At 64.1% G+C, this 16,566-nt stretch carries 12 protein-coding genes; 1 reads left to right on the top strand and 11 read right to left on the bottom strand.

The features are described from left to right. Positions 1–67: 67 nt before the first annotated feature. From BJD12_RS19675 to BJD12_RS19635, 9 genes are all read right to left on the bottom strand, one after another. Positions 68–2,023 carry a response regulator gene (locus tag BJD12_RS19675; RefSeq protein WP_208608568.1) on the bottom strand — a complete coding sequence of 652 codons (1,956 nt, stop codon included), beginning with the start codon at positions 2,021–2,023 and terminating at the stop codon, positions 68–70. Further along, positions 2,013–2,888: a sensor histidine kinase gene (locus BJD12_RS19670; RefSeq protein ID WP_005989912.1), complete on the bottom strand. Its 876-nt coding sequence runs from the start codon at positions 2,886–2,888 to the stop codon at positions 2,013–2,015. Before BJD12_RS19670 ends, BJD12_RS19675 begins: the two co-directional genes overlap by 11 nt. Continuing rightward, positions 2,885–3,895, bottom strand: coding sequence for an ATP-binding protein (locus BJD12_RS19665; RefSeq protein ID WP_005989915.1), 1,011 nt, complete (start codon positions 3,893–3,895; stop codon positions 2,885–2,887). The genes BJD12_RS19670 and BJD12_RS19665 overlap by 4 nt, the downstream gene beginning before the upstream one ends. Next, positions 3,886–4,281: an ATP-binding protein gene (locus tag BJD12_RS19660; RefSeq protein ID WP_005989917.1), complete on the bottom strand. Its 396-nt coding sequence runs from the start codon at positions 4,279–4,281 to the stop codon at positions 3,886–3,888. The genes BJD12_RS19665 and BJD12_RS19660 overlap by 10 nt, the downstream gene beginning before the upstream one ends. Then, the gene (locus tag BJD12_RS19655; RefSeq protein ID WP_005989919.1) at positions 4,278–4,640 is read right to left on the bottom strand and encodes an STAS domain-containing protein; all 363 of its coding nucleotides are present in this window, start codon (positions 4,638–4,640) and stop codon (positions 4,278–4,280) included. Before BJD12_RS19655 ends, BJD12_RS19660 begins: the two co-directional genes overlap by 4 nt. 1 nt (position 4,641) lies before the next feature. Beyond that, entirely contained in the window at positions 4,642–5,484 is an 843-nt protein-coding gene (locus BJD12_RS19650; RefSeq protein ID WP_005989921.1) for an STAS domain-containing protein, read from the bottom strand. Positions 5,485–6,272: 788 nt separating this feature from the next. Further along, complete coding sequence (locus tag BJD12_RS19645; RefSeq protein WP_005989924.1) at positions 6,273–8,597, bottom strand: tetratricopeptide repeat protein; 2,325 nt, start codon at positions 8,595–8,597, stop codon at positions 6,273–6,275. Between the two features lie 24 nt (positions 8,598–8,621). After that, positions 8,622–10,490, bottom strand: a complete 1,869-nt coding sequence (locus BJD12_RS19640) for an ATP-binding protein (protein ID WP_042827733.1) — start codon at positions 10,488–10,490, stop codon at positions 8,622–8,624. A gap of 224 nt (positions 10,491–10,714) precedes the next feature. Beyond that, positions 10,715–12,070: a helix-turn-helix transcriptional regulator gene (locus tag BJD12_RS19635; RefSeq protein ID WP_172797400.1), complete on the bottom strand. Its 1,356-nt coding sequence runs from the start codon at positions 12,068–12,070 to the stop codon at positions 10,715–10,717. A gap of 914 nt (positions 12,071–12,984) precedes the next feature. On the opposite strand from BJD12_RS19635, the gene BJD12_RS19630 reads away from it, so the two are divergent. Beyond that, positions 12,985–13,770: a winged helix-turn-helix transcriptional regulator gene (locus BJD12_RS19630; protein WP_005989930.1), complete on the top strand. Its 786-nt coding sequence runs from the start codon at positions 12,985–12,987 to the stop codon at positions 13,768–13,770. Positions 13,771–14,480: 710 nt separating this feature from the next. On the opposite strand, the gene BJD12_RS19625 is transcribed toward BJD12_RS19630, so the two are convergent. Continuing rightward, on the bottom strand, positions 14,481–14,867 hold the full coding sequence (locus BJD12_RS19625; protein WP_005989931.1) for a DUF805 domain-containing protein: 387 nt from the start codon (positions 14,865–14,867) through the stop codon (positions 14,481–14,483). A gap of 263 nt (positions 14,868–15,130) precedes the next feature. Beyond that, complete coding sequence (gene radA, locus BJD12_RS19620; protein ID WP_005989933.1) at positions 15,131–16,525, bottom strand: DNA repair protein RadA; 1,395 nt, start codon at positions 16,523–16,525, stop codon at positions 15,131–15,133. Between the last annotated feature and the right edge of the window lie 41 nt (positions 16,526–16,566).

Genomic DNA, 16,566 nt, shown 5'->3' with positions numbered 1-16,566 from the left:
GCCCCAGAGTCGTCGCATCCCGTGGTCGCAGCGCATCCAGTCGCAGCAGCGCGCGGGACAACGTGCTTTAGACGGGCCCCAGCACGCTGCTGTCGAGCATCTGCCCCACGGTATTGAGCAGATCGTTGAGGCTGAAGGGCTTGGGCAGCAAGGCCATGCCGTCGGCAAGAAACTCTTGCCGCGTCACGGCGTTTTCGGCGTAGCCGGTGATGAACAGAATTGGCAACCCCGGGCGCAGCGTGCGCGCTACGTCGGCCATGTCGCGACCGTTCATGCCCGGCAGGCCGACATCGGACACCACCAGATCGATCTGCACATCAGTGCGCAACTGCTCCAGTCCGCCAACGGCGTCTTCGGCTTCGATCACCTGGTACCCGGCGTCGCTGAGCACCTCACTCACCATCATGCGCACCACGTCGGTGTCGTCCACCAGCAGGATGCGCGCATTGCGCGAGCGTGGCGTGGTCGGCGCCGGTGCCGGCGGCAACTCGCCTGCCGCCAGCCCGCGCGGCAACAACAGCGCCACCGTGGTGCCCTGGCCGATCACGCTGGTAATCCGCGCAGTCCCGCCGGACTGGCGCGCAAAACCATAGGTCATCGACAAGCCCAAACCGGTCCCTTCGCCGATGGGTTTGGTGGTGAAAAACGGCTCGAATACCTGGTCGAGAATCGCCGGCTCGATGCCGCTACCGTTGTCGATCACGTTGACGGCCACGTACTCGCCATCGTCCAGTTCCGGGTCGTTGAGCGCAGCGTAAGCGGCAGTCTGTACGCGGATGGCGCCTTGCCCACGCAACGCATCGCGGGCGTTGATCACCAGGTTCAGCACCACGTTCTCGAGCTGGTTGGCATCGGCAATGGCGACCAGCGAGGCATCGGCAAGCTCCAGCTCCAAGGCGATGTTCTCGCCGATCGAGCGATGCAACATGTCTTCCAGCGAACGCACGCGCAGGTTGACGTCGAACGGTTGCGCATCCAGCGATTGCTTGCGCGCAAACGCAAGCATGCGCTGGGTCAGCGCCGCCGCCCGGTGCGCAGAGCCGGTGGCAATTTCGGCCAGCCGCGGCACGCGCTCGATGCGGTTGGATTCCACCGCCAGCTGGATCATGTCCAGACCGGAAATGATGCTGGTCAACAGGTTATTGAAATCGTGCGCGATGCCGCCGGTGAGCTTACCCAGCGCTTCCATCTTTTGCGCCTGCAACAGCTGGATTTCGGTGCGCTGGCGCTCGGCGATCTGGTGCGCCAGTTCAGTGGTGGCAGTATCCAGTTCCTGGCGCTGCTCGCGCTCGCGCAGCCGCCGTTCGGTGACGTCTTCCACCAGCAGCAGACCCAGATCCGGCTCGCGGTACGGCGACACCCGCCATTCGGTTTCGCACAGTTTGCCGTCACGCAGGATCGATAGCGTGCCGCTCCAGCGTTCGCGCTGCGCCAGTGCGCTGGCCAACGCCTGCACCGTGGCTGTTTGATCCAGCCCGGCGGCACCGATCGCATCGGCCGGCGTGGCGTCGCCGATCAGGCGCTGGAAGGCCGCGTTGAGTTCATGCGTGTGCAGCGCGGCATCGACCACCGCGATCGGCGCACTGATGTGCTCGAAGATCTCGCGGAAGCGGGCCTCGCTGACCCGCAACGCTTCTTCGGCATGGCGCGCGCGCAACAGCGTGCGCAGCGTGGCGACCAGCACATTGGGGTCGACCGAATGGATCAGGTACGCATCGGCGCCGGCATCCAGGCCGGTGATCATATCGCCGGTGGCGATCGAGGCGGCCGACACGTGCACCACCGGCAGCAAGGCGGTACGCGGCTCGGCGCGCAGGCTGCGCACGATGTCGAAGCCGCTCATGTCAGGCAGGTTGACGTCCAGCACCACGCCGGCAAACGTCTGCGTGGCCAGCTTGTTCAATCCTTCGGTGCCGGTGCCGGCTTCTTCGACCACGAAGCGGTGAAACTCAAGCACGCGCCGCACCGAATAGCGCGTTACCGCATTGTCGTCGACCACCAGAATGTGTTGCTTACTGCTCAAGTGCATTCTCCGCTGCCAACGTCACCGGCAGAACCACAAAAAACTCCGACCCCTGCCCGACCACGCTATTGATGCCCACCCGGCCGCCGAGCAATTCCGCAAAGCGCTTGCAGATCGACAACCCCAGACCGGTCCCGGTCAGGCGCTTCTGCAGCGGCGAGTCCACCTGTACAAAATCTTCGAACAAGGCATCGTGAAGCTCGGGCGCGATTCCGATACCGGTGTCCTGCACGCTGAAACGTACGTGGTCCGTGCCTTCAAGCTGCGCCAGCACGCGCACATGGCCTTGCGGGGTGAACTTGAGCGCATTGGAAATGAAGTTACGCAGGATCTGCGCAAGCTTTTTGTCGTCGGTGTAGAGCATCGGCAGCACCGGCGGATCTTCGAAGATCAGCGTGGTGGTGCCCACATCGGTGAGCGGACGGAACATGCCGCGCAATGCCGCGAACAGATCCATCAGGTCGAACCAGCCCGGCGAGATGGTGATGCGGCCGGCTTCGATCTTGGCCAGATCCAGCAGGTCATCGACCATTTCGGTGAGCTCACGCGTCGAGGCGCTGACAAACCGCACCTGCTTGAGTTGCTCAGTGTTGAGCGGGCCGTCCATGCCGTCTTCCAGCAGCCGGGTGATGCTCAGGATCGATCCCAGCGGGGTGCGGAACTCGTGGCTCATGTACGACAGGAAACGGCTTTTGAGCTCGGACACCTCGCGTAGCTGTTCGGCCTGCTGGTCGAGTTCGGCGTACAGCGCCAGCACCCCCTGGTTGGTCTCTTCCAGCTCCTCGCGCAGTGCCTGATTCTGCTCGCGCAAGGTCGCCAGTTCGGACATCAGAGCGTTGCCCGGTCCTGCATCGGATGCGTTCATTGCATGCCCCCCAGGCGCATGACGAAAATGCACGCATCGTCGCGGCCGCGCGCGTAATCGCGTAGCAGCACGGCCGCAATGATGCGTGGATGGCGCGACAGCAACCCTGCGTGATCCCGCAGGTTCCAGCGGGTCTGCAGACCGTCGCTATGCAGGACCAGCAGCTTGCCCGCAGCCTGCGGAAAGTCGAATGGCTTTGCCCGGCGAAACTGCACGCCAACGATGCCCGGATGCGATGGCATGCCACGCACACCATCGCCGTCGCACAACGCTGCCGCAATATTGCCAACGCCGGCAAAGCGCACCTGCCCGCTATTGCCGTCGAACTGCATGACCGCCGTCGCGCCGCCACGGCTGCCGGACATGCCGGCATGCATCCGCGCCAGGCGTTCGTCCGGCTCGCCACTGGCACTCGCAGCGATGCGGGTGCCGGCATCGGCGGCATCGGCCGCGCCCGGACCGTGGCCCAGGCCGTCGATCATGGTGACGGTGACGCGTTGCGCATCGATGGCCATGTGCCAGGCATCGCCGCACACTACCTCGCTGTGCAACGGCAGCCGGATTGCGCCATACGGCAGATCGGGCGTGGCGCTTGCATTGGCATAGACGCGCGCAAGCACCACCGCACCGGTGCGATCCGAATACGCATCCAGCAGCGCCGCATGCCGCTGCACCACGCCCAGGCCATTGCCGGGGGTGCTGCCGGTGGAATAGCCGTCCGGCAGGCAATCGGCAAGCACGAAGCCCGGGCCCTGATCGAGCGCACACAACTCCACGCCGATGCCATCGCGGCCGGCAACGCTGCACAACTGGATCAGCCCGCCGCCGCCGTGGTTGAGCAGATTCGTCCCCAGCTCGGTCGCGACCAGCGCAACGCGGCCGCAAGCACCCTCATCGAACCCATTGGCCTGCGCAAGCGCCACCGCATCGCGGCGCACCTGCCCCACCTGTGTCCCTTCCTCTACGGGGATGATCTGGGTGAGTGCACCGGCGACATTCACTTCCATTTGGTGATGGTGATGCGCGTGCCCTTGCCGGCCCCACTGTCCAGCACAAAGTCGTCCACCAGCCTGCGGCTGCCGGACAAACCCAGCCCCAGCCCGCTGCCGGAGGTCCAGCCGTCGGTGAGCGCAAGATCCAGATCCGGGATGCCAGGGCCTTCGTCGCGGAAGGTCAGCTGCACGCCCTTGCGGATGCCGCTCTCCACCAGCGCCCAGTCCATATCGCCGCCGCCACCGTAAATCACCGTATTGCGCGCCAGCTCGCTGGCTGCGGTGACCAGCTTGGTCTGATCGACCAGCCGCAGACCACACTGCACCACCAGCTTGCGCACGGTTTGCCGTGCCAGCACCACATCCTGCTCGGTGCGAACCGGTTGCGAGCCGGTGGTCATGATGCGGTGCCGGATTGCTGCAACAGCCGCATGCCGCGTTCGACATCCAGCGCCGTGCGCACCGCCGGCAAGGTCAGTCCCAGTTCCACCAGCGTGATCGCCACTGCCGGCTGCATGCCCACCACCACGGTACGGGCACCCATCAACGTGGCCAGCCCGGAGATGGTGCTGATCATGCGGCCGATGAACGAGTCGACGATATCCAGTGCGGAAATATCGATCAGCACCCCACGCGCGGAGGTGGCACTGATCTTTTCCGACAGATCTTCCTGCAGCTGCAGCGCGAGCTGGTCGTGCATGTCCACCTGGATGGTGACCAGCAACAAATCGCCCATCCGCAGGATCGGGATGCGCTCCATGTCAGAGCGCCTTGCTCACGGTCACACCGGTGCGCTTGAGCGCCAGCGCCAACGCATCGGCCAGGTTGGCCTTGGTCACGATGCCCTGCAGATCCAGCCCCAGATGCACGATGGTCTGCGCAATCTGCGGGCGCACGCCGCTGATGATGGCATCAGCGCCCATCAGCCGGATGGCGGTGACGGTCTTGAGCAAATGCTGGGCGACCAGCGTGTCCACGGTGGGCACGCCGGTGATGTCGATGATGGCGATTTCCGAGCCGGTCTCGACAATGCGCTGCAGCAGCGACTCCATCACCACCTGGGTGCGCTGCGAATCCAGCGTGCCGATCATCGGCAGCGCCAGCACACCGTCCCACAGTTTCACCACCGGGGTGGACAGCTCCAGCATCTCTTCCTGCTGGCGCGCAATGATGTCTTCGCGGGTCTTCTGAAATGCCTTGACGGTATACAGGCCAAGACGGTCGAGCAGCTCGGACAGCGCCCACAGTTGCTGCGCGAGATCCTCCGGGGTGCTGGCATATTCGCGCTGCACCAGCTCGAACAACACGCGCTTGAGCGAGAAAATGAAGTTGGCGGTTTCCTGGGAATCGAAACCGCGGGTAGCACGATCGCGCGACAGGTTTTCCAGGAAGCGCCGCACTTCGCTCCACTCGGCGCTATCGAGACTGCTGCCGTCGTCCTTCAACGAGGCGGCCAGCAGACGCAGGAAGTCCGCGCCCTGCGCCTGCAGATCCTGCCGGGAAATGCGCGCATCGTTGCCAAGGCCTGAGCCCAACCAAGCGGCCAATAACGCCGCTTCCTGGCCACGGATCGCGTCGATCGAGCGCTGCTGCAATGCCACCATGAGATCACCCGCCAAAGTAGGAAAAGAGTTACGCATGCGGGCTGGACTGCGCCCTGATCGACGCGGCGCCCCCACGCCGATGCGCAGCAGAGTAAAGCAATTCAGTTTCGGCAACCAGCAACCAAACCTGTAGCGGTCAGAGGACGCTAGCGGCTGCAGTTTGACATTGCAGTGCAAGCACCGAACGTGCGCCGGAACACGTCGTGGGGATTGAAAAATGGGGACCGGGCGCTAGCTATCGGCAGTCGGCACTTTGGTGTCGGATGTCCGCAGGCGGCAGATGCGCGTGCGTGACTGGTCGCCGGTGCGTGACCTGAGCCAGGACGCCTACCGGCCGCTCAGAGACTGCATGGCGCCGCAGTGCGGTGCCGCTGCGCTGGCGCGTAGGGCCTGCGGGTGAACGCACGCGCCAGGAAGGCGCGCCTGACGCCAGTGCCGCGCGATCCAGGGCAACGGCCTTGGCGTGAATCAGCGCATCGGCGAGGAGCTTTTGAACGTCGCCACGGGTTTCAGCAAAGCTGCCGCCCTTATCCGTAGGTTCACTGGAGCGCGACCCAACTGCAGCTGATCGACGACGGACTGGGACGTTGCCGCGAACGCGACAACGTATTGCTCAAACCAGGCGTGTCCCACTGCAATCGTTGCACGCGCGGCAACCAATGCAGCGCCGTCGGCCGCGCAGACTGCACGGACGGCGCGCAACCCAGCACGCCAATCCCGAATTGCACTCCCCCAATCCCCTGCGCCGCCCAGCGACACCCCGGCCTGGCGACGAATGGAGCGCTGCCTTAAAGCCCGTAGCGCTCCACCGTTTCCAGGTGCGGACGCGTGTCCTGCTCGCAGGCTTCGGCCAGCCGCAGCCAGCACATCGGATGCGACCAGCGCGAGGTCGTGCATCGCAGCACGCGATGCAGTTCCTGCGGCGCGACGTTTTCCGGAAGCGCCACGGTAAACAACACGCCCGGCAGCCCGGACGTTGCATCCTCCGGGTCGAACGCATCCGGGTGTTCCGGGTCGACCACGCGATAGTCGTCGCGGCTATGCAGCCACATCTTCCAGCCGCGCGTCTCCATATCTGCACGCATCGCCTCGACCACCTCGTCGCCAGGATGCACGCCGTCCACCAGCCAGCTGCTGCCATACCCACCGGTTTGCAGCACATGCACCTGCGCATAGGTCGGCACGAAGCGCGCACGCTCAGCCTCGTCCTCCGGCGCCGGATACAACAGGTCCGCGTCGAATACCACCCAGTCGCCCACATGCTGACGGCGATGGGCCGGTGCGTTTTCGATGATGCGCGCGGTCACCGGGCCGGTGCGGCGCGCGTAGTACTCGGCCACTTCGCCGTCGTCCACGCACCGCACGATCACCCAACCCCAGTCTTCTTCGATCACGCCACTGGTGCTGCTCAGTTCCATGCCGATTGCGGCAGCAGAGCTACGCACCGCATCCCAATCCTGCGCGGCACTGGCGGCGGTCATATGGTCCCAGTGCGCCGAGCGCGGTTCGTCCATCAGCGCGATCAGTTGGCGATAGACCTCGGCGGCCTCGGCAAAACGGCCGGTATTGAGGTAAATGCGCGCCAGCAGCCCACGCGCACCATGCGAGCCGGGCGAGAGTTCCAGCAGTGCGGTGCATGCCTGCTCCAGCGCCGGCCAATCGGCCAGCCGCTGCGCAAGCTGGGCCTCGCACCACAGCGCCACCACCGGCACCTGCGGCCGATACAGCAACGCCAGGCGGCGCACGCCGGCGTCATCGCCACGGCCCAGCAACAGATTCATCAGGCGGAAGGTCGGGCCGGTTTCGCGGTCGGCATGCCGCTCCACGAACGCCCACAGGAGCGCAATCGCTTGCTCGTCCGCGGCGCAGGCGCTCAGTGCGGATGCCGCGGTATCGACCAGCTCGGCATCGTCCGGAAGCTCGGCTACCGCCTGCAGCAACCATTGCGCTTCGCGCTCGGGATTGCGCACCGCATCGTCGCCCTGCGCGTTCAACCATTCCAGCAATTGCGCGGCAGGCACAGGTGCATCCTCGCCTGCCGATGCGGAGGCGATGCGCGCCGCCCAGGCATCCAGCGCCTGCGTAGCGCCACGGTCCTGCCGCAGCTTGGGCACATGCGCGCGCGCCAGCGCCAGATGCCGACGTGCGGTCCACACCGCACCGCGCTGCAGCGCCAGATCGATCGCGAGCTCGGCGGCCTCGATCAAAATGCGATGCGCACCGACCTGCGCGTAATGATCCAGCATCACCTGCAAGCGGCTGCCCAGGTCCCAGGTGTTGCGCTCGGGCGCGCGCGATACTAGCACCGCCACCGCGCGTAACCAATGCAGGCGATAGCGTGGCGCCACCTCACGCCATGGCAGCAATGCATCCATGGCGTCTTCATCACGTTGCAGCAGCGCCAGCGCGCGTGCCTTTTGCAGACGACGCGGCTGACTGCAGTTGGCCCATTCCGCGCCCTCGCGCGCGGCCTCGGCTTCGCGCCGTTCGATCAGCTCCAGCGCATCGGCTGCGCGCCCCAGCGACAGCAGGATCGAGATCCGCATGTCCGGCACGCCGTCGTAGATCTGGCCCCCGTGCGCCACGATGGTCTGCGACTGCTGCTCCAGATAGCTCAGTGCCGCATCGCCGCGGCCATCGTCGAGCAAGGCGTCGGCCTTTTCGCAGCTCAAGCACTGGTAGCACGACCAACTCGGGTCGATGCGCCCCAGGGTTTCATCGCAGACCTCGATACGCTCGTCCACCCAGCCCGGGCCGTCGATATTGGCGTAGCACGCCGCCAGATCCTGGGTGACGCACACCGATTGCGGGCACTCCACCGCATCGGCGCGATGCGCGCGTTCGAACAGCGCCACCGCATCGCCCAGCGCGCGTTCGCCTTCGCATAGATTGCCCACCCGGTTGCGCATTTCCCAATGGCCGACGAACACTTCCAGCCAGGGGTTGGCCAGCGTCTTGCCAAGCGCGCGCGCCTCGGGCAACAGCGCCTCGGCACGCTCGATCTGCAGGTCGCAGATATGGTCGGTCAGGCGCGTCAGCAGCTGTGCATTCTGCGGCTGCCCGGCTTCGCCCAGGTCGTCCTGCAGCTTCTCCACCCAGTTCCAGATTTCCATTGCATTGTTCCTTGAGTGCCGCGCTCAGCGCGCCAGCAATTGGGTCACGGCCTCGGCAAAGTCGCCGAACGCCTTGTTGAGATCCGAACCGCCCGATTCGGCGCCGCCGGTCTGCGGCTGCGCGCGTCCCTGTGCAGACACGATCACCTTGAGCGAACGCAGCAGGCGTGCGGCGACCGCGGCCTGGGGGTTGCCCGCACGCTGTGCGGCCAGCAAGGCCTGCAGCGCAGGATTGTCGAGATTGAGATACAACCGCTGGGTCTGACGCGCTTCGATCCGCGCAGTGAACTGCCGCGCCAGCCGCAGCGCAGCAGTCGACACCCGCTTGTCGTTTTCGTCCTGCTCCAGTCGACGCTTCAGTTCTGCCTCACGGTCGGGCACCACCACCAACGGCAGCGCTTCGGGGCTGAAACGCGCTGGCACCAGCGCTTCGCCATCGCCCAGATGCTGTTCCAGCCACGCCAGCTCGTCGGCCGGCAGCGTATCGAGATGGAACAACTGGCGGTTGCCATGCTCGGTGCCCAGCTCGACCAGGCGCACGCCCTTGGCTTGCGCCCAGCGACGCAAAAACGGCACCACAGCGTAGCGGTTGCCGTAGGCAACCGGCACACCCATCGCACGGAACAGCATTTCTTCGAAACCGCTGTCGCTATCCAAGATCACATGCACCGCGCCACGTGCCGGCAGTTGCTGCGCCGGCAGGTCGCCCTGCGAGGTCGGCACGCGCACATGCTCCAGCAGCAGGTCGAACAGGCGCTCATCACACAGTGCCGCACCCAGCAGGGCTTCGTTATGCCGCAGCAAAATGCGACGCCATGCTTCGGGCTGTTGTCGCGCCACGTCCGCCAGGCCCTGCACCAGCGCTTCGGACAGGGCGTGCTGCACCGAGCTGTACACCGTATCGCGCTGCAGATCCTCGCGGCTCGCGGTCGGCGTCAAACGGCTGGATTCGATCACCCCGCCAATGAAACCGGCCCACGGCGGGAGCAATTCGCGCGCATTGTCGTCCAACAACATGCCGCGCAGAAACACCGACAGATTGCGGTTGTCGCTGGTGCCATAGGTGGCGCCGTCCTGCACCCACAGCAATCCAACCGCATCGCTGCCGTCGGCGGCACGCACCGGCATGCAGCACAACGGTTCGAAATTGCGCTCGAAGCGCGCCGCAAACTCGCGTTGCCGGCGCCATGCCTGCACCGGATGCAACGGCACCGCATCGTCCATGCGCCAGGGCGGCGGCTCCGGGTTGATCGGCTGCGTATCGGCACCGACCCAGATCGGCTCGCGCAGCAACGCGCAGTAACGAGACAGGATCTCGTGCAGGCGCGCGTCCTGTGCCAACGCCAGATATTGATCATGCAGTTCCAGCACCACCTCGGTGCCCACCTGCGCGCGGGCCGGAATCGGGCTGACCGTGTATTGCTCAGCGTTGCTGGAGATGTAGCAATGGCCCAGCGCCGGGCTCTTGTAGGACGTGGTGCGCACGGTGACGCGTCGTGCCAGCACGAACGCAGACAAAAAACCCAATCCGAACATCCCGATCAGGCCGCTGTCTTCGTGCCCGCCCTGACGCAGCCCGCGGGTATAGCCCACGCCCACAGTGGCCAGAAAATCGTGAATTTCCTGCTGAGTGAGCCCGGCACCGGTATCGGTGATGCGCACGATGCCCTGGGCCGGATCGGCATGCACATGGATGCGCGATTCACCCTGCCAATCGGGCTGCTCCAGGCGGCGACGCAAGATCGAATCGTGTGCGTTCTGCACCAGCTCGCGCAAGGCGACCACTGGAGTGGAATACAAATGTTTGCTGAGGACGGACATCAGTCCGTTGAGATCAACGCCGGCGCGGCGGATCTGTGAGGCGTCCGTCGCCTCGGAGATATGATCTTGCATGATCGTCGTCGTTTCCTTGGCGGCCACGCCCATCCTCGGACGCGCCTCCTGGGTGGCAGTGCGAGCCGGCAAGGATAGCCGCAAGCCATCCTGCACGCACGTCTCACTTTGGCGCTTGCTCCAGCCTGTGTACAGCTGCGCAACTACGGCGGACGCCGCCTGAATCGACAATCGGCAACGCGGCATCACGGCCCGGCGCACATGCCGGGCCGTGACGTCGTCGACTAACGCTGCAGGGTTTCCATGGGTGCCTCATTGAAGTGCTGGCGGTAACCCTTGGCGAGTGCTGAACGGCTGCCAACGCCCCAACGACTGGCTGCCTGCAGGACGCTGCCGCAACCGCCTTCGGCCAGCAATTCGTCACGGATGCTCTGCATGCGGTAACGCCGCAGCACCTGGGTTGGCGACAGCCCGGTGGCCGACTTGAATGCCTGCTGCAGCGCGCGACCGGTCACGCCAATCTGCGCGGCCACTTCGTTGATCGACAGGTCCGAGCGGTGCGCGTTGGTGATCATGTAACAGTAGGCACGGCGGTACTTGGCCGGCAGGCGCGCGGAGATATCGTCGCTGACGTGCGCCGGAGTGCCGCTTTCCAGCAGACGCGGTGCCTGCACTTCACTGCGCAGGCACTGCACCGCGCCCAATGCGTAGCGGTTATAGAGCAACAGGGCCTGTTCGGTACGGCCCAGCGCCTGGCTGATCTTGGCCTGGCAGTACTCGAACTCCAGATTCCAGCGCGGCGCATGGTGCCGGCCGGCACCGGCCAGGGCACGCTCGGCCAGATCGGCACGACCGACCGCCAGCGCGGCCAGTGCCAGCTCTACCTGCGCGTCCTGACGCGCGCACGGCGGGCACCCGGTGGCTGCGGCCGGCAGCGCATCGATCTGCGCGTCGAAGCCAAAGGTGTCGCCGCCAGCGATCCGCAACAGGTTACGGACATGCCGCATCCGCTGCGCCAGCACCGGCATGCTCTCGGCCAGATCGGCGATGCAGGCGCGCAGTTCGCCGGGCTCGAAGGCATGCGAAGCATCTTCCTGGCGCAGCGTGGCCTGCCAAAACACATGGTCACTCATGCGATCGACGCGCCGGATACGCAGCTGCGCGATCATGTCCAGGCGCAGCGCGGTCGCAATGCGCAACCACTCGGACGCACCGGCTTCCAGCTCTGACAGCGCCTCGCGAGCACGCTCAAGCGTCTGCAGGGCCAACGTGCTCTGGCCCAGGTGAAAATGGGTCAGCGCCTTGCCAAGCAGGCCTTCGCCGCACAGGCAGGCCGGGGTGTCGCGGTCCATTGCAAGCTGCGCAAAGCAGTTCAGCGCAGCACTCAGGCGACGCTGGCTCAACATCAGCCAGGCGGTGTTGCGGCACGAGAGCAGCCGCAGCTGCCGCTGGTGACCACGCATCGCCTTCAGGGCGTGGCGATACGCGTCTTCGGCCTCTTCCTGGTATTCGAGAATCAACAGGGCGTCGCCGCTGGCACCCAGCAGGCAGACCTCGTCGTCGGAGGCTTCGTTGGCTCCTTGGCCATCACGGCGTTGTTGAAGATGTTGCAGACCTTGCGGCCAGGCACCAACCAGCATCCTGCTTGTATAGGTCGGAAGACGATCTGCGTAAGACAACGCAGAAATCGCTGCGAAGTAGGTTGAAAGGATCATGCCGGGCTCTCTCTGAGGGGGGCGAGCAAAAACAAACAATGCGCCGGTCTGGCTGGCGCAAACGATTGTATGCAGCGGATCCAATGGAATTTCCCACCTGCGGGCACCGCAAAAATCAAAAAACCTCACTCTGTCTTCCGGCGTAGCGACCGTGCGTTTTGCATATGCGGAATTCTTTCTTGCAGCCCACGCGCGTTGTCTAGCGCAAGACATTCGCCACCGTCTGGACACGCAGGGTGCTCGCGAAACGATTCGGGACCAGAAGGGCCTCTGTGCAACGTCTGCCAACAGGTCGCCCCAAGCACGATTTGGGCGCGTTTTGGCCAAATCGGACACGCATCACCGGCATGTCTTTTGCCAAGCGACTGTGCCGTTGTCTCACTCATAACCAAAGTCACTTTCGTGTCACCACCTCAGATCGAGCTATTCCCTGAAGAAGGGCAGCTCGTCGTAATCGCAATACCTTGGTCTAGACCTTTCCAACCAATTTCTTCTGCCTCCTCGCTCAGCCAGGTCTAGAACCAGCACCCACTGCTGCGACCAAGGTATGCACGGATGCGCCGGTGCATACCTGACTTGTAAGAACTGCGTTACGCATAAATGAGCGCACGTTAAAGGACACCGACCCAAACCCGAAGAAAAGTACGCGGCAATGAAACTTTCTACCATCGGAATGGTACATACCATTCGTCAGACCTCGGTCAGACCCTCCCCCCTTCGCAGCCGGATGGTATGGCAATGCACTTATCTCTCTCTGTGGATTTTGTGGCGATGTCCATCGCCCGTCGCCGGCATCCCACGCAGGTCCGGTACACCTGCCGGCATGGGAAGGCCGGCTAATGTCCGGCCATCCTTCCGGAAAGCATGGATCGGCTTTCCTGTTGACGCAGGACGCGCGCCTGGCATCCCAGGTGAACGCGAGCCTGGCTCCGCTGGCTCCGCAGATTGCGGTGTTTTCCGATGAATTGGAGCTCTTGCGCTGCTTGCGGCATTCTCCGTGCGACCTACTGATTTTCGATGCGACATGCGTCGCCTCGGACGACAGTTCGCTCCTGGCCTGGCAGCGCTGCCACAGCGGCCACCCTACGCCGCTGATCGTACTTGGGCGTTTCGATTGCCCCGCCGACATTCTGGCCTGGTACCAAGCCGGCGCCCAGGAAGTGTTAGCGCTCCCATTCAATTCGCACGAACTACAAGTGCGGGCGGCCATGACGATTGCCCCGGCACCGGAGGCCTGCCAGGAATCACAACGCCTCAACGTGGGCCCGTATCAGCTGATCCGCGAAGAAAACACCGTCTACCTGCATGGAAAGCCGATTGTGCTTACTGCACGCGAATTCTCGATCGCCTGGCTGCTCTTTTCGAGCCCTGGCGTCTGTTTCCGCCGCTGCCAGCTTGCCAAGGCGGTCTGGGGCAGCCACACCGAGTTCACCGATCGCACGATGGAGCAGCACATCTACAAGCTGCGCAAGAAATTGAAGTTGTGCAACCACAGCGGAGCGGTACGCATCAGAACCGTCTACTCGCACGGCTACAAGCTGGAACTTGCATTGCAGGACAAGGACCCACTCATGCACGGCAAAAACGCAAGTCCGAGCGCCGGACATCATGCGGCGGCTTGCTGAGCACTGATTCGGATCGGCCCATCGCAATGCACTTACGAGGTAAGTGCATTGCAGAGCGTGACGCTATCGCCGTGCATCAGCCATAGGGGCGCGATGTCCGCCTCTGCTTGTCAGCTCATGTTTGCATGTTTGCATGTTTGCATGCCCGATGAAATTCATTCCAGACCATTTAGTTCAAATAAAACCATCGTAAATCGACCAACGCCGGATTAGGCGGCAGCTCCTGCAGAAACCGTAAATCCTGGTCGACCCGCGGCTTATGCACTGAGCAATTACAAAAGCCGCCAATCGAATATCTTGTCTGCGACTTTTAGGACGCTCTTCGCCTGGCGGGCGAGCTAGGGGCGCCAACACAGGCGCCCGTACAACCGATTGCAATATCGGCGCCGTAGCAGAGCATCTCGCTCACGGCAACGACATCAGGGCAGCGAACAGAACGACGCGTAGCCGCCAGGCTGGAACTGGCTTGATGCAGACGCAATCCGTTGCCGTGATCATCCGGGCTGCGACATGCTCAATGCACCCCGCACAGCCTCGGCTCTGCTGGCCGGTGCCCGGAATCGGCCGATAGCACGCTTACACCAGGGCTTTGGTTCGCGGTCAACACCTGCACACACCGCAGGCTACGGTTGCCAGCCGCTCCAACCGCATAAACGACGATGGCGCAGGAAACTCCTGCGCCATCGTTCACTCCACATCGTGCGAAGCGATTACTGCTTCGGGCTCTCGCCGTACTGGTTCGGGCCCGGCGTGCCTTCCAGGCACATGAACACGAGCACGATGAAACCGCCGACGTAGGGCACGAAGCTGATCAGATAGAACCAGCCCGACTTCCCCTGATCATGCAGACGGCGCACGGTCACAGCGATGCTGGGCACGATTAGCGCCAGCACGAAGATCGCCATGATGGCACCGACCACCCAGGCCAGCGGACCGGGGCCGTTGTCGCCCCCCATCACCGCCGCTGCAATACCAAACATGATGCCCAGCACCACCAGGACGATCACCTGCAAGAGCATGAACATCCAGTATTCCTTGCGGCGCGAGCGACCTTCAAAGTCGGCGTAACGCTTGAGCGGCAACAACATCCATTCCATCGTGGTTCTCCAGTACGAGCAGTCAGCGGTGTTTGTGATCCGCTGCACAGTGCAACGGGCCGCGCATGGTGCCATAGCTGCACTCTGGTGAAAACGTTTTCTTCACACCCGAATACAAATTGCCGCTGCCAGCCGACAGACGGTTGCCGGCCCTTGTAGAGTCCGCCGGGCGCCGGCACCGTTGAACGGCGACGCCTTGGGCATGCCGACAGCCAACTCGGCCACGCGCCTGCCCGTCACCGTCCACATGGCGGCTGCATGCCTCAGTCGGCTGCGGCCTCCAGCGCCTGGCTCAGCCGCTCCACCGCGATGATCTCCATCCCCTTGATGCTGGCCGTCTTCGGTGCATTGGCGCGCGGCACGATCGCACGCTTGAAGCCATGCGTCGCGGCTTCCTTCAGACGGTCCTCGCCATTGGGCACCGGACGGATCTCGCCGGACAACCCGACCTCGCCGAAGGCGATCGTCTTCTCCGACAACGGCCGGTCGCGTAGCGAAGACAGCACTGCTAGCAACACCGGCAGATCGGCTGCCGTCTCCTGCACGCGAATACCGCCGACCACGTTGACGAACACGTCCTGATCACCCACCACAATGCCGCCATGCCGATGCAGCACCGCCAGCAGCATCGCCAGCCGGTTCTGTTCCAATCCCACCGCCACCCGGCGTGGATTGGACAATGGCGAGGCATCCACCAGCGCCTGCACCTCCACCATCAAGGGCCGGGTGCCTTCGCGGGTGACCATCACGCAACTGCCGGGCTGTTGGGTACTGCCGCCGGACAGGAAGATCGCCGACGGGTTGGAGACCTCCTTGAGGCCCTTTTCGCCCATCGCGAATACACCCAACTCATTGACCGCGCCAAAGCGGTTCTTGAACGCGCGCAGCAGGCGAAACCGGCTACCGCTCTCGCCTTCGAAATACAGCACTGCATCGACCATGTGCTCAAGCACGCGTGGGCCGGCGATGCCGCCTTCCTTGGTCACATGCCCGACCAGGAACACCGCCGTGCCGGTCTCCTTGGCAAACCGCACCAGCCGCGCCGCACTCTCGCGCACCTGGCTGACCGACCCAGGCGCTGCGGTCAGCGATTCGGTCCACAAAGTCTGTACCGAGTCGGCCACGATCAGTTTTGGCCGCGCCACGCTGGCATGCTGCAGGATGTTTTCGATGCCTGTTTCGGCCAGGGCATTGAGGCCTTCCAGCGGCAGATCCAGACGCACCGCGCGCCCAGCCACCTGCGCCAGCGATTCCTCGCCGGTGACGTACAGCACCGGCAAGGTGCTCGCCATGCTGGCCAGCGCCTGCAGCAACAACGTGGATTTGCCGATGCCCGGGTCTCCGCCGATCAGTACCACCGCGCCTTCGACCAGCCCGCCGCCGAGCACACGATCGAACTCGCCGATGCCGGTGGACACGCGCGCCTGCTCGGACTGCTGCACGTCCTTGAGCGCGGTGATCTTGGGCGCCTCGGCCTTACCGGCCCATCCACTGCGCCGCGATGCCGCCGGCGAGGCCTTGCCACCGGAGGGACTGGCACTTTCCAGTACGATTTCGCTGAGCGTGTTCCAGACACCGCATTCGGTGCACTGCCCCTGCCACTTGGTGTATTCGGCGCCGCACTCGCCGCAGACATAGGCCGTCTTCGCCTTCGCCATCGTCGTCTTGCCTGTTGTCGTTGATGCGACAGGATAGTGGC

The organism is Xanthomonas vesicatoria ATCC 35937, from assembly GCF_001908725.1.
Classification (GTDB): Bacteria; Pseudomonadota; Gammaproteobacteria; order Xanthomonadales; family Xanthomonadaceae; genus Xanthomonas; species Xanthomonas vesicatoria.
This window is presented reverse-complemented; position numbering and strand designations above follow the sequence as displayed.

Excerpts from the sequence above, each read along its gene's own strand:
- BJD12_RS19670 (WP_005989912.1), bottom strand. The coding sequence starts at position 2,888 with ATGAACGCATCCGATGCAGGACCGGGCAACGCTCTGATGTCCGAACTG.
- BJD12_RS19665 (WP_005989915.1), bottom strand. The coding sequence starts at position 3,895 with ATGGAAGTGAATGTCGCCGGTGCACTCACCCAGATCATCCCCGTAGAG.
- BJD12_RS19660 (WP_005989917.1), bottom strand. The coding sequence starts at position 4,281 with ATGACCACCGGCTCGCAACCGGTTCGCACCGAGCAGGATGTGGTGCTG.
- BJD12_RS19655 (WP_005989919.1), bottom strand. The coding sequence starts at position 4,640 with ATGGAGCGCATCCCGATCCTGCGGATGGGCGATTTGTTGCTGGTCACC.
- BJD12_RS19650 (WP_005989921.1), bottom strand. The coding sequence starts at position 5,484 with ATGGTGGCATTGCAGCAGCGCTCGATCGACGCGATCCGTGGCCAGGAA.
- BJD12_RS19645 (WP_005989924.1), bottom strand. The coding sequence starts at position 8,597 with ATGGAAATCTGGAACTGGGTGGAGAAGCTGCAGGACGACCTGGGCGAA.
- BJD12_RS19640 (WP_042827733.1), bottom strand. The coding sequence starts at position 10,490 with ATGCAAGATCATATCTCCGAGGCGACGGACGCCTCACAGATCCGCCGC.
- BJD12_RS19635 (WP_172797400.1), bottom strand. The coding sequence starts at position 12,070 with ATGCTGGTTGGTGCCTGGCCGCAAGGTCTGCAACATCTTCAACAACGC.
- BJD12_RS19630 (WP_005989930.1), top strand. The coding sequence starts at position 12,985 with ATGTCCGGCCATCCTTCCGGAAAGCATGGATCGGCTTTCCTGTTGACG.
- BJD12_RS19625 (WP_005989931.1), bottom strand. The coding sequence starts at position 14,867 with ATGGAATGGATGTTGTTGCCGCTCAAGCGTTACGCCGACTTTGAAGGT.
- radA (WP_005989933.1), bottom strand. The coding sequence starts at position 16,525 with ATGGCGAAGGCGAAGACGGCCTATGTCTGCGGCGAGTGCGGCGCCGAA.